We start from the raw sequence: 14329 nt of genomic DNA on the forward strand, positions 1-14329 counted from the left end.
TGGATTACCCTAACGCTCGTTTGATAATTAATCCATTGCGAAAATAGCTTCTGCACGACTCAACATAAATTCGATAAATAATTGTACTTTTCGGGGCTGCTGTTTACGCTGATGATATAACAAACAAATTCGGCGGTTTTCACCCTGCCATTGTGGTAATACCCGAATCAAATCCCCATTTTGTAATTGCTGTTTCACAAACAATGAAGGTCCATACATTATCCCGCCATCATCAACACATGCCTTAATTGCCCCGTGTAAATCAGCTAAGGTCATTTTGGCCTCACCTTCATAATAATATTCTTGGTCACCGTGCTTTAAAGTCCAATTAAATAATGGCCACACCTTAATTAAACGATGGTGATGAAGCTGGTTGGGATAGTCTATCTTTTCAGACTGTTGAAGATATTTGTTTGAAGCATATAAACCATAATGCAATACCCCCAATGATTGCGACACCCAAGACGAATCAGGCTGAGCGCCGCCGACAATAGCAACATCAACCCCTTGGTCGATTAAATCTACCGTTTGATTATTTTGGCTAATATGCAAATTAATATCAGGATATAGCTTAGAAAAGTCATTCAACGTCTGCATCAATATCATCGAGGTAATTGAAATCGGCGTAGCAATTCTTAAGGTACCACTGGGTGCAGATGTGGTTTGCTGATTCAAATCATCAAACTGATTAATCAGTTGATAATATCGTTCAAATAACTCAGCCCCTTCTTCCGTTAAACGCAACTTACGGGTACTGCGCATGATCAATTGGGTATTTAAGCTGGTTTCTAGTTTGGCAATTTTTCGGCTAACCGTTGCCACTGGTATATTTTGTAACTGGCTAACCTGTGAAAAGCCGCCTGCGCTGACCAAATGGACAAATAAATGAATCAGCTGTAAATCACTTGGGCAATGAGGGTTCATTGGTTTTCATCGAGGATTGCAGGGTTGGCTACTATATCATTTTGCCTTAGAGGTAGTACACAGTTGGCATAAACAACCAATAATGAAAATCTTTAAAAGCGGCGATAAACGCCGCCGTTAATATTACACTTTAAAGTGCGCGACCAATTTAGCAAGTTTTTCAGAACCTTGTTCAATTTGACTGCTATTTTGATTGATGTCCTGATTATATTCCCTGTTCTCAACTGACATGTCGTTGATACAAGTAATATTCATATTTAACTCCGCAATAACCGCACTTTGCTCTTCTGTTGCGGCTGCTATTTGAATATTCATTTGTGATATTTGCTCAATTGAATTTTTGATCTCATCAAGTGCGCCAACCACTTGACCTGTTTCTGAAACCGTTTCATTTGATTTGATTTTCGCTCTTGCAACCGAAGCATTAACACTGTCTATCGCGTGACGAATGGCATCGATAATACCGTTAATTTCTCGGGTTGAATCTTGCGTTCTGCTGGCAAGGGTGCGCACTTCATCTGCCACAACCGCAAACCCCCTTCCAGCTTCGCCGGCTCTAGCGGCCTCAATTGCAGCATTAAGGGCTAATAAGTTTGTTTGCTCAGCAATACCTACGATCACATCTAATATCTGACCAATTTTACTCGAACTAATTTGCAGTCCATTAACCACTTCTTCAGTATGAATAAGTTCACTAGAAAGCTCATTAATTTTACCCATGGCATTATCTACCACTTTGGCGGTTTTATCCGCTTCAGCATCAGCAGAATGCGCACTTTGGGCTGCAAGTTGCGCATTAGAAGCTACTTCTGAGGCCGTCATCGACATTTCATTAATAGCTGTGGCAACATTCTCAGTTTCCATCTGTACATTTGTTGAAGCCTGATTAGCTTTTTCAGCAATGGCTGACATGCCACCCGCTAACTCAGTACTGTGTTGAATAGACTCTCCCACAGAAGCAATCACATTCTGAATTTTGGAGGTAAACATATTAAAGTGAGTGGCAATCTCTTTTAATTCGTCCCCACCTTCTTCTGATAATCGCAAAGTTAAATCACCCTCACCTTTAGCCACATTTTCAAAGGCCGTTATAGTCGAGCGCATCGGCACTGAAACGCTCTGAATAATAATATAAAGAAAAATAAGAACTGGCAGCCAAACTAACGCCAGTAACAACAAGTAACTGTAAATAAATTCCCGCTCTTGGGCATGAATGTCATCAACATAAATACCGGTTCCTATGATCCAATTCCAAGGGGAGAACTTTTTAACCACCGACATTTTAGGACTTGGAGTTTCTTGATTTGGCTTGTTCCACATATAATCAACTCTTGCTGAATCTTGAGTTTGAGTTCTATCAATCATCAATTGGAATAACTTTATCCCGTCAGGATCTTTCATTCCTATCACACTGGTATCAACAAGTTTTTTGGCAAAAGCATGTTGTATCATCATGCCTTGGGTGTTTATCGTAAAATAGTATTCTTGCCCAGCGTAGCGTAAATGATCGAGCGCGGCGATAGCCGACATTTGCGCCTGCTCGATTGTTAACTCACCTTGCTCACTACGTTGATAATATTGATCGACCACAGCAGTTGCCGCATCAACTAACGCATGTAGTTTTGCTTCCTTTTCTGAAATAAGTACATTATCTATACGACTAAGGGCAAATAGAAACATTAAAATGGTGGCCACAATGCTGAGTACTAACATTCCGAGTAATCGTTTCGAAATGCTCATTTTTCGTAATAGAAGGTTTATAGCGTTCATATAACCACCTGACAGTATTAAAAATAAAGTAAAGTATTTTTTATCTTAAAAAGTTGTGACACTCTAGAGTCTATATCGTTAAAACGAAACTCACCTTTAGTCTGATGTGTTGAACTGTTTAGTTATTATTATCTTTCTAAATTTGGGTTAATTCCGACAGTTTGTCAAATGTAAAACACAATAAATCAGTATGTTAGATAACTCTAAAGTGGTATAAGTACCATTGATGAACAAGTGTATTCGAGGTGTTTTATATCACCTTTAAACTAAACGTATTAAAGGAACATTCATGCACAGAACCAACATCGTTATCACAGGTGCAAGTTCAGGTCTTGGTCTTGGTATGGCAAAACAATTTGCGCTAAAAAACCATAATCTGGCTTTATGTGCCCGTCGTGTCGAACAACTAACGTTACTCAAAGAAGAATTACTATTAATCAACCCAAATATAAAAGTGCATATTTATCAGCTGGATGTAAATGACCATGAGGCAGTTTTTTCTGTATTTAAACAATGTCAAAAACAAATGGGATCAATTGATAGGATTATTGTCAACGCAGGCATTGGCAAAGGCGCATCAATTGGAACAGGTTTTTTTAAAGCGAACTTAGCTACTGCTCAAACCAACTTTATTGCCGCCATTGCCCAATGCGAAGCTGCAATGGAAATATTTAGACAGCAAAACAGTGGTCATCTAGTGACAATATCATCAATCAGTGCCGTTAGAGGGTTTAGACGAGCAATGACCGTTTATGCAGCAACCAAAGCTGGACTCACCTCTTTATCTGAGGGGATAAGAATTGATGTGATGCACACACCAATCAAAGTGACCTGCGTTCATCCAGGTTTTATTCGAACGGAAATAAACGAAAACGTCAAAACAGTTCCTTTCAGGGTAGATTTAGAAACTGGCTGTAAAGCTATTGTTAAGGCCATCGACAAAGAAAAAGGTAATGTGTATGTCCCAAGTTACCCTTGGGCTTTTTTACACTGGATACTTCGGGTTTCGCCTTTACGCTTGATCAGAAAAATGAGTTAACCGCTTTCTTCAAGGCTGTAATTGCAAAAAACCAAACATTACTATTTGGTTTTTTTGAGATGATTTTACCGCTTTTAAGACATTATCTTTTATAGAAAAAACCAACGACATAAGCGACAGCTAAGCGGCGACGACTTGCTTAGCCTTACGTAATGGGTGCAAGCGATTATGCATCACTTTAATGGTATCAAATTGATTGAGTGTCTTGGTATCAGATAAAGCACAAGACTTAGATAGAAGCATCACAGTAGCGGCTTGTAGACTGTCTTCAACCACTAAAACTAACACACCTACACCATTGCAATTCAGTTGAAATAATTTACCAGTGCTGCAAAATACACATTCATCACTGGCAGTGAAAAACCATGATTTTGGCATTTGAGGTTTAAGTAAGAAGTGTGCAGCTGTAGCATTGAGTGCTGTTTGAACCACCCCTGCATCGGAAATGTGTAACACCTTAGGTAAAATTTCAAGCAAGCGAATATAATATTTAGCGTGTTCAACACTAAATTCTGTCATTCCTAACGCATCAGGAATAAGTAGCTTTGTCTTATATGGGGTTAAGAACTCCATCTCGGAACCTAACGATATACTTAGCTGCTGATATCTTGTGTTAAATTCCCAATGCCAGTCCTTATTTGGCATTAATAACATGATGCAATTTCACCTAAAAATTGAATACTTTTTGATAATAGATGATATTTCGTTCAATATCAAAATTATTTTATAAATTTTTATCTATATTTCATCATGTTAGAATCATGTGCGATCGCTATGTTGCGATCGCGGCATGATTTTTGATCAGTAATTTGACAAATCAGTCGTTATTTTGAACGATAAGCAGAAACGATCTCTGACACTAATTTTGGTCCTTGGTAAATAAAACCACTATAAATCTGCACCAGCGTTGATCCTGCAGCAAATTTATCATTTGCATCCTGTGCAGAATTGATCCCACCCACACCAATGATCGGGATCTGGCCATTTAAATAACCCGCTAAGGTTTTGATCACTTTTGTAGAAAGATCGGTTAATGGCTTACCACTTAACCCACCCATCTCTTCTGCATGTTCAAGCCCTGCTACTGCATCACGACTTAACGTGGTGTTAGTCGCTATCACACCATCAAATTGATTTTTAATCAGTGAATCAGCAATAGACTTAATTTCTTCATCAGTTAAATCTGGCGCAATTTTCAATGCAACTGGCACATACTTACCATACTTTGCCGCTAATTCAGTTTGCTTAGCTTTAATTGACCCCAGTAAATCATCTAATAATTCACCGTACTGTAAGGTACGTAAACCCGGGGTGTTAGGTGATGAAATATTCACTGCAATATAAGCACTGTACTGATATACCTTATCCATACAAATTAAATAATCGTCTTTACCCTGCTCTACTGGAGTGTCTTTGTTTTTACCTATATTAACGCCCACTAAGATATCAGACTTTTTTGCCATCAAATTACGGACTAAATTATCAACACCTTTATTGTTGAAGCCCATTCGGTTGATGATGCCTTGTGCAGGCTTTAGACGAAATAATCGTGGCAGGTCGTTACCAGGCTGTGGACGAGGTGTGACTGTGCCCACTTCAACATGACCAAAACCCATTGCATGAAAAGCATCAATAGACTCGCCGTCTTTATCTAATCCTGCCGCTAATCCAACGGGATTTGGAAAGGTAATCCCCATACATTCTACTGGTACTTGGGCAACATTTTGACGATAAAAGCAATTAAGCGGCGTATTGCCAGTCATTTTTAAACTGCCAATAGCGACGTTATGAGCCAGCTCAGGGTCAATCTGAAACATGACTTTTTGTGCGAGTTTGTAAAACATGTTTTCTCCTTGGCCTAAAAAAAGCCCCGGCAATCGCCAGGGCTAGTTCATATTATAAAGAATTACTTCTGACCTTCGCAATGCAAAATCAGTAAGTTAAGTTCACGTAAGGCGACTGAGAACTTAGCAAATTCATGTGTTTGAGATACTTTAAAGTCAGCTAACATATGATACCAACGCTGGAGTAAAGTTTTATTACTCTTTATCCACTCATTAATCACAGTGTCTGCATCACAGGTATCACTACAAGTACGCAGTACCGCTGAACTAAGCGCACGTTGTTGCCAATCCAATTCTTCACGGAATGCCGCACGTGCTAATGCTTGCCAATGGTTAGCGACTGGTTGAGCACTAATTTGCTCTAAGAACCAGTGCAGTTCAACTTTTGCACCTAACTTAAAGTAAGTTTCAGAGACTAAATCTACTGATTTATTCTCAATCTCAGCAATTTGAGCAATATCTAACGCAGAGAATAATGTACTCATTTTAGCAACGACTTTAGCGACAGCCATTGGTACATTTTCTTTGGTTAAAGAATTAATCTCTGCTGAAATCGCTTTCACTTCAGCGGCAATCATATATTGATCAACGTTGTCTTTGAGCTTTTCAAACACAGGCTTAAAGAATTCAACTGTTTGTTCAATGTTATGACTACGGTTACGATGACGAATAAACCAACGGCAAGCACGGCGCATATTACGGCGTAATTGATGTAGCATCTCACCTTGAACGATTGCTGGAATAATCCCGTTCAAATCGGTTATTGATTTAGTTAACTCATCTAAACCAAATACTTCACGTGCCATAGTGTAACAAATGGCAGCTTCAGCAACTGAGGCACCAGTCTCATCTTGCATACGTTGAACAAAATTGAAGCCCATGTCATTGACTAATTCATTCGCCAGTGAAGTTGCAATAATTTCTCCACGTAGTGGATGATTTACCATCTTATCTGCATATTTGGCTTGTAATTTCTTAGGGAAGTAAGCCACCAATAATTTACTTAAGAAACTGTCTTCAGTAATTTCTGGTGTCACTAACTGCTCTTTCAATACCATTTTTGCGTAAGCAACCAAAACCGATAGCTCTGGACGTGTTAATGCACGGCCATTTGCAAGACGTTCTGCGAGATCATCATCCGTTGGCAAGAACTCTAATGCACGATCTAACTTACCGTCTTTTTCAAGATAATGAATGAAGCGTATTTGCTCTTTTAACTGAGATACACCATGTACTTGAGTCACAGAAATCGTACGCGTTTGGTCTTTACAGTCTTGAAGTACAATTTCGCTCACTTCATCAGTCATTTCTTCAAGTACACGGTTACGTTGTTTCACGGTTAACTCACCGGCAGCAACTAATGTATTTAAGAAAATCTTAATGTTTACTTCGTTATCTGAACAGTCAACACCCCCCACGTTATCGACGAAGTCAGTATTCATGCGACCGCCATTGGCTGCATATTCAATACGACCAAGTTGGGTACAACCTAAGTTACCACCCTCACCGATAATTTTCGCGCGAACTTCGTTTCCGTTTACACGCAGTGCATCGTTGGCACGGTCGCCCACTTCAACATGAGATTCTTTGCTTGATTTAACGTAAGTGCCAATACCGCCATTCCATAACAGGTCAACAGGCATTTTCAATAATTCTTTTAACAACTCAATCGGATTCATGGTGTCTTTATCTGTAGACAACATGGCTTTGATTTCAGGAGTTAATTTTAATGATTTAGCCGAACGTAAGAAGATCCCACCGCCCTTGGAGATTAACTTGGCGTTATAATCTTCCCAACTAGAACGTGGTAATTCAAATAAACGTTTACGTTCAATGTAGCTTTCAGCAACATTTGGATTTGGGTCGATAAAGATATGCATGTGGTTAAAAGCAGCCACTAGCTTGGTGTGTTCTGATAACAACATACCGTTACCAAAAACATCACCCGCCATATCACCTATACCTAAACAGGTAAAATCAGTGGTTTGACAATCAACACCAATTTCGCGGAAATGACGCTTAACTGATTCCCAGCCGCCTTTAGCAGTAATACCCATTTTCTTATGGTCATAACCATTACTACCACCAGAAGCGAACGCATCACCTAACCAGAAATCATATTCAATTGCGATTGAGTTAGCGATATCTGAGAAAGTCGCTGTACCTTTGTCAGCAGCAACAACTAGATATGGATCATCTTCATCGTGACGAACAACATCAACCGGTGGCACAACTTCGCCATTTTTAATGTTGTCAGAAATGTCTAACAAACCACGAATGAATAAACGGTAACACTCTTGACCTTCAGTGAAGAATGCCTCACGACCGCCCTCTGTTGGCAACTGTTTACACACAAAGCCACCTTTTGCACCTACAGGTACAATTACGGTGTTTTTAACTTGTTGTGCTTTAACTAAACCTAACACTTCAGTACGGAAATCTTCACGTCTATCAGACCAACGTAAACCACCTCGAGCAACTTTACCGCCACGTAAATGAACACCTTCAACTCTTGGCGAGTAAACAAAGATTTCGAATTTTGGCAGTGGCTTTGGCATTTCTGGAATTAAATTCGGTGCAAATTTAAATGACGTATAAGCTTTATTATTACCATTGGCATCAGTTTGATAGAAGTTGGTACGCAAGGTTGCGTTAATTAAATCTAAATAACGACGAATAATACGATCATCATCAAGACTTGAAACATCATCAAGCTGCTTGTTTACTTGCTCTAAAAACTTGCTTAGTGTGCGAGTTTTTAATTTAGGGTTAAACTTGCGAATAAACATCTTCACAAGTAAATCGGCAATTTTCGGATAACGACTGAAGGTTTCTTCAATATAAGACTGGCTAAAGGTTGCATCGATTTGACGCATATATTTAGCATATGCACGTAAAATTGATACTTCACGACCGTTTAATCCAGTTGAAAGCACCATGCGGTTGAAGCCATCGTCTTCCAGCTTTTTCTGCCACACAAGTGATAATGCCGTTTGGAAACGTTCTTGGCTATCAGCTAGGTTTTCGATTGCAGCACCCTGGACTGTCATTAAGAAGTCAAGGATCCAGAAGGTGTGCCCATCGCCAGTTTTAACTTCATAAGGACGCTCATTAATCACGCGTAAACCAAAGTTTTCAAGCATTGGTAATACATCAGATAAATGAATAGGCTCATCTTTATGGAACAGTTTCAAACGTACTTTGTTGTCATTCAGCGCTGTTTCTTGCGGTTGATAGAACAACATACCCAATTTGTGATCGTCGTCTAATGCTTCAAGGTGCTGAAGATCAACTACAGCAGAACTGGGTAATACATCATCTTTGTAACTTTGTGGAAAGGCGTTCGAGTAACGTTTAGTTAAGCCTGTACCAGCTTGTTCGCCTAAGGCATTGTTTAATGCCGAATGTAATTTATCATCCCATGAGCGAGCAGCTTCTATAAGGTTGTGTTCAATAGCGGCCACATCTACATCCATATTATTGTTGTCGACTTTGATAATGTAATGCGTGCGAGCCAAAGTAGACTCTGAGAAATATGTTGTAAATTCAACATCTTCATTACTATTAAAGTGCTGGGCAAGAATTCGTTGCGTATCTTGACGGAACTTGGTGTTATAGCGGTCTTTAGACACATACACTAAACACGATAAGAAACGACCAAATCCATCTTTACGTACAAATAACTTCAACTTATCTCGGTCTTGCATCTGCAAAACACCATGAGCCATATGCGAAAGTTCTTCAACTTTTGCTTGTATTAACTCATCACGGGGCAAGTTTTCAAGAATATTCAGCAACGCTTTGTAATCGTGCGAACGTGGTGCAAGACCTGACAGGTCCAGTACACGTTGTACTTTCTCAGCAAGCAATGGAATTTCACGTGGGCTGCGATTATAAAGATTAGATGCATATAAACCGATGAAACGATCTTCACCAATGACATTGCCTTTTTTATCGAAACGTTTGATGCCGATATAATCAACATACGCTGGACGATGAACACGACTTTTTGCAGAGCTTTTAGTCAAAACCAGTAAACTTGAGTCTAATGCCTCTTTTCGTGCACTGTCTGATAGGGTCGATAGTAACAAACCTCGATCACTCGAAGCATTTTTAGAACGGCTCATTAAACCTAAGCTCGTTTCTAGATCAGGTACTAATTCCACATCACCTTCAACACGTTTTAAGTCATAGTAACGATAACCTAATAGGGTAAAGTGATGGTTATTTAAGTAAGTTAGATAATTAACTGCTTCAGCCAACTCAGCTTTATCACCTGGAAATGGACGCTTAGGTAATTGCTTAATGGTGTCAGTCAACTTCACTGACATTTTTTCCCAATCAACAACTGATGCAACAACATCGGCAAGCACTGACTGAATTTCTTTTTCAATCGCTTTTATATCAGCATCGCTACTTTGCTTATCAATTTCAATTAAGAAAACTGCGATATTATCGCTGTTTTTAGGTGCGTTATTTACAAAACTCACCTGGGTTACTGATTTTTTATCACGCACAACCGCTAATGGCGTATGCAGCATGACATGAGCGGTAATTCCCATTCTGTTTAATGCCATAGTCAAAGAGTCGACTAAAAACGGCATATCAGGTTGAATCACTTCAATCACACTGTGGCTTGACTGCCAACCATGCTTAGACTGTGTTGGATTAAAAACTCGTATATGGGTGTCAGTTGGTGAAGTTTTGTTTAAGGCATTCCAAAGACTCACCACCGCTCCATATAAATCACTGTCATTTCGGACATTGAGGTCGTCACGTGACATATGGGTGTAGAGACATTGGGCAAACTGTTCAACTTGCTTTGCTTGTGAATTAGGGATTTTTGAATGAATCAAATTGACTACATTTTCTAGTAGTACAGAAGGCATTGCATCTTTAAAGGCCATGTTGCAGATTCCTTAAGCGTCTATGGCAGCGCTTTTATCATTTTATGGATGCTTCGGCTTGTTTGGCTCAGTAATTTGGTTACTGAGATCTGCGGCAAAGTTTATTACTAAATTGCTGCTATATCGAGGAAAATTTTAGTGGTAGATCCTCTATTTATCCAGTTTCATAGCTGATATTTTGTTTAAAATGCAATTAAACGCGCCGATTTAGATTAACTATGCAAAAAAAAATGGAGAGCAATGCTCTCCATTTTAATTAAGCTGTTGTTTTTAATTTGGTTTACGCCAAAACAATGCAGAAAGTGCTGGCAGGATAATAATCGCTCCTAACATATTTACTAAAAACATAAATGTTAACAAAATTCCCATGTCCATTTGGAATTTGAGCGCTGAAAAGAACCAAGTACTCACACCAATAGCTAAAGTTAATCCAGTAAAGATTACAGCACTGCCTCGTTCAACCAATGCTTCGAAATAAGCTTGTTGTACCGCCATACCATTACTGAGTTTATTAGACATAGTGGATAAAATATAAATACCATAATCCACACCAATACCCACACCCAGTGCAATAACGGGTAAAGTACTGACCGCAAGACCAATATCAAGCATGGTCATAAGCGCTTGAGCTAAAGTTGATACAACATATAGAGGAATAATAACCGCAATCGTTGCTTTCAGAGATTTAAAGCTAATTAAACACAGGAAAAACACCGCACCATAGACATAAATCATCATAGGTAATTGCGCTTCGCTGACCGCTTCATTTGTCGCAGCCATAACCCCAACAGGACCAGATGCCAACTTAAACTGCAACTTATCGCTATTAAGTTCAGCTGCCACTTGCTTAACTTTATTAACAACAACTTCAATGGTTTCTGCCTTGTGATCTTTTAAGAAAAGATACACAGGCATCACAGAACAGTTACCGTTTAATAAACCTGAAGTAGTTGGTACTTGACCCACAGCTTGCACCAAACTAGCTGTTGTACGGGGTAAAATTTGCCATTTAGGATTACCTTCGTTAAACCCAGCATTTACCGCTTTGGCAATAGACGCCAAGCTCGCTGTCGATTCCACCCCCGGAGTATTGCCTACCATCCATTCAAATTGGTCAATTTGACTGAGCATTGAATGATAAGTACAGGCCTCTGGTTCGGCTTCAACAATCACCGTCATCACGTCTGTGGTGATAGAAAAATGGTCCGTGATAAAAAACGTATCAAGGTTATAACGTGAATCTTGATGAAGCGCGGGCGCGCCACCTTTTAAATCACCAATTTTCATTTCGGTTGCTTTCATAAAGCCCACACCATATAAAACGGCTGTGCAGCTTAAAACAATCACCGCATATTTGGGTGTCGCAAACTTAGACAAGCTACGCCAAATATTCTCAATTTTTTGCTTTTGAACAGGATCTTCTTCGGCATTAGATAAATTGGTGTAAGAGATCACCAAAGGAAGCAAAATAAGGTTAGTAAGGATAATCACCCCTACTCCTAAAGAAGCTGAAATCGCTAACTCACGAATAATACCAATATCGATTGCAAGCAAGGTTAAAAATCCTACGGTATCGGAGAGCAACGCGACACCACCAGGAACTAATAAGCTACGGAACGCTGAAGCTGCAGCAGCTTTAGTGGCTTGACCATCAATCACTCGACGTCGTACCGCATTGATCATTTGTACGCCATGACTCACGCCAATCGCAAATACCAAAAATGGCACCAAAATCGACATGGGGTCGAGACCAAAGCCAACGACGGTTAATAATCCTAATTGCCAAATCACCGCCATTAAACTGCACATTAACGGTAAAATGGTAAGCATTATTGACTTGGAGAAGAGATACACCATCACTGCGGTTATGAGGATAGCAATGAGGAAAAACAGCAATACCCCTTTAGCACCGTCTGCAACATCACCTGCCATTTTCGCAAAACCGATAATATGGATTTTAATATTGTCGTTTTCAAACTGGCCACGAAGCTTTTCTTCGAGTTGATTAGCAAATTCAATGGTATTTAATGCTTCACCGGTATCAGGATTAAAATCCATCAACTGTGCTGATACCATCGCGGCTGAATAGTCATTTGCAATTAACCGCCCAACAATGCCTGCTTTTTCAATATTATCGCGTACTACAGCTAAACCATATTCGTCAGTTCTAAAATCGGCTGGAATAACTGGACCGCCAGCAAAACCATCTTCAACCACTTCAGTAAAACGAGTTGAAGGTGAAAAAAGTGATTTAACCTGCGATCGTTCGACACCATCGATAAAAAACAGCTCATCGTGTACTTTTTTCAAAGTGTCAAAAAATACCGGGTTAAAAATATTACCGCTGGTATCTTCAACCGCCACCATAATGCCATTGGCACCACCAAACTCTTTTTGGTGCTTAGTGTAGGTTTGCATGTAAGTGTGATTTAACGGGATATTCTTACTAAAGGCCGCATCCATTTTTAGCTGGCTGGCTTGGTATCCTAAAAATACCGTAATAAAAATAAAAGATATGATCACCCACATGCGATTACGGAATAAGTGAGTTTCGAAACTATTGACCAGTTTTTCTAACATCTTGTCGGCCCTATTATTGTTGTTTTAATCTTAATAGTGGCTACTAAAAAAACAGTAGCATTAAGGATGAACAAATCATCCTTTATGTTATCAAAATGACTTAGATAACATCTTATTATTGTCTTTAAACGATTTGGTGCAGTGAGTATGAATAAAGAGTGCCTTGGTGAAACAGTATCAACACTTACCCATAAACACGGTTACTTTGGCAATTGGAAAAGCCCTTTAGTACCCGCAAACCAAATTTCACCTTTATTATTTCTAGCCACTGAAACGATATTTTCTCCTTGACGGCGAGCAACCAACTCTGCTTTATCACCATCAACTTTCAAAATAATTCCAGCATTGCCAACAAGATATAAATCATCACCATTAACTAAAGCACCATTGATGGATGATTCAACCGGTAATTCAATTTGTTGCCAATCATTTAATAAATTAGATGCCTTAAACACATGACCGCGTAACCCCATGACATACACATCATCACCATGGGTAATGGCATTAAACATTGAACCATCATAATCAAACTCTACACGTGAGAATGTTCGCCCCATATCATCGGATACAGCGACTAATCCAAGTTCACCCACCATGAGTAAACGATCATCATCAAGATTAATTATTCGATTAAAATGTGGTAGTAATGCGGCACGTTCAGACAAATATAACTGTTCATCTTGTTGCTTTATTTCATTTAAATATGCAACGTCTTCTTCAAATAGTAATTCTTGATGAAACTCATCTTGCCATGTTTTACCGCCATCTTCTGTACGATAAAATAAACCATAAGCCCCAATAGCCACACCATGTTGTTCAGAGAAAAAACGGACATCTAAAAACGGTTTTTCTAATTCGATTGACGCCATCTGTAATGACCACGTTAAACCGCCATCATTAGTGTGGATGATCGTCGCATCATGTCCAACTGCCCAACCTAACTTTTCATTCAAAAAAAACACGTTATTCAATTGGGTGACTACAGGTGTAGGAACTTGTTGCCATTGTTGCTCTAACACTAAAACATGGCCACGTTGGCCAACGGCAACTAATTTATCACCCGCTTTGGCAATATCAACTAACAATGACGATTGCGCTTGTGGTTGTATTTGTACCGTTAAGGGATCAAGTTGTGCGTTAACTGAAGCAGTATATAAACATGCACTTAATCCTATCGCGACAGCACTGCGAAGCATGCTAACCTTCATACAAACTTCCTTAGATTTAAGGGCGCTAAGCGCCCTTTTATTTAACAAATTCGACTC

General features: G+C 39.4%; 8 protein-coding genes. 1 reads left to right on the top strand and 7 read right to left on the bottom strand.

The genetic code is table 11. From position 1 onward, the window contains the following. Positions 1–27: 27 nt before the first annotated feature. A complete protein-coding gene (locus tag NE535_RS00085; protein ID WP_261296666.1) occupies positions 28–924 on the bottom strand; it encodes a LysR family transcriptional regulator in 897 nt (298 codons plus the stop codon). Positions 925–1047: 123 nt separating this feature from the next. Then, complete coding sequence (locus NE535_RS00090; protein ID WP_261296667.1) at positions 1048–2694, bottom strand: methyl-accepting chemotaxis protein; 1647 nt, start codon at positions 2692–2694, stop codon at positions 1048–1050. Between the two features lie 289 nt (positions 2695–2983). Between NE535_RS00090 and NE535_RS00095 the strand changes: the two genes are divergently transcribed. Further along, positions 2984–3733, top strand: a complete 750-nt coding sequence (locus tag NE535_RS00095) for an SDR family oxidoreductase (protein WP_261296668.1) — start codon at positions 2984–2986, stop codon at positions 3731–3733. A gap of 120 nt (positions 3734–3853) precedes the next feature. Here the strand turns inward: NE535_RS00095 and NE535_RS00100 are convergent, their stop codons facing one another. The 5 genes from NE535_RS00100 to NE535_RS00120 form a co-directional block, all read right to left on the bottom strand. Next, on the bottom strand, positions 3854–4387 hold the full coding sequence (locus tag NE535_RS00100; RefSeq protein WP_261296669.1) for a cell division protein ZapC: 534 nt from the start codon (positions 4385–4387) through the stop codon (positions 3854–3856). Between the two features lie 170 nt (positions 4388–4557). Next, complete coding sequence (pyrD, locus tag NE535_RS00105) at positions 4558–5577, bottom strand: quinone-dependent dihydroorotate dehydrogenase (protein ID WP_261296670.1); 1020 nt, start codon at positions 5575–5577, stop codon at positions 4558–4560. Between the two features lie 62 nt (positions 5578–5639). Continuing rightward, positions 5640–10484, bottom strand: coding sequence for an NAD-glutamate dehydrogenase (locus NE535_RS00110; RefSeq protein ID WP_261296671.1), 4845 nt, complete (start codon positions 10482–10484; stop codon positions 5640–5642). A gap of 270 nt (positions 10485–10754) precedes the next feature. Beyond that, positions 10755–13064: an efflux RND transporter permease subunit gene (locus tag NE535_RS00115; protein WP_261296672.1), complete on the bottom strand. Its 2310-nt coding sequence runs from the start codon at positions 13062–13064 to the stop codon at positions 10755–10757. A gap of 200 nt (positions 13065–13264) precedes the next feature. Beyond that, the gene (locus NE535_RS00120) at positions 13265–14272 is read right to left on the bottom strand and encodes a WD40/YVTN/BNR-like repeat-containing protein (protein ID WP_261296673.1); all 1008 of its coding nucleotides are present in this window, start codon (positions 14270–14272) and stop codon (positions 13265–13267) included. Positions 14273–14329 lie beyond the last annotated feature (57 nt).

The organism is Shewanella holmiensis (assembly GCF_025370255.1).
GTDB lineage: Bacteria > Pseudomonadota > Gammaproteobacteria > Enterobacterales > Shewanellaceae > Shewanella > Shewanella holmiensis.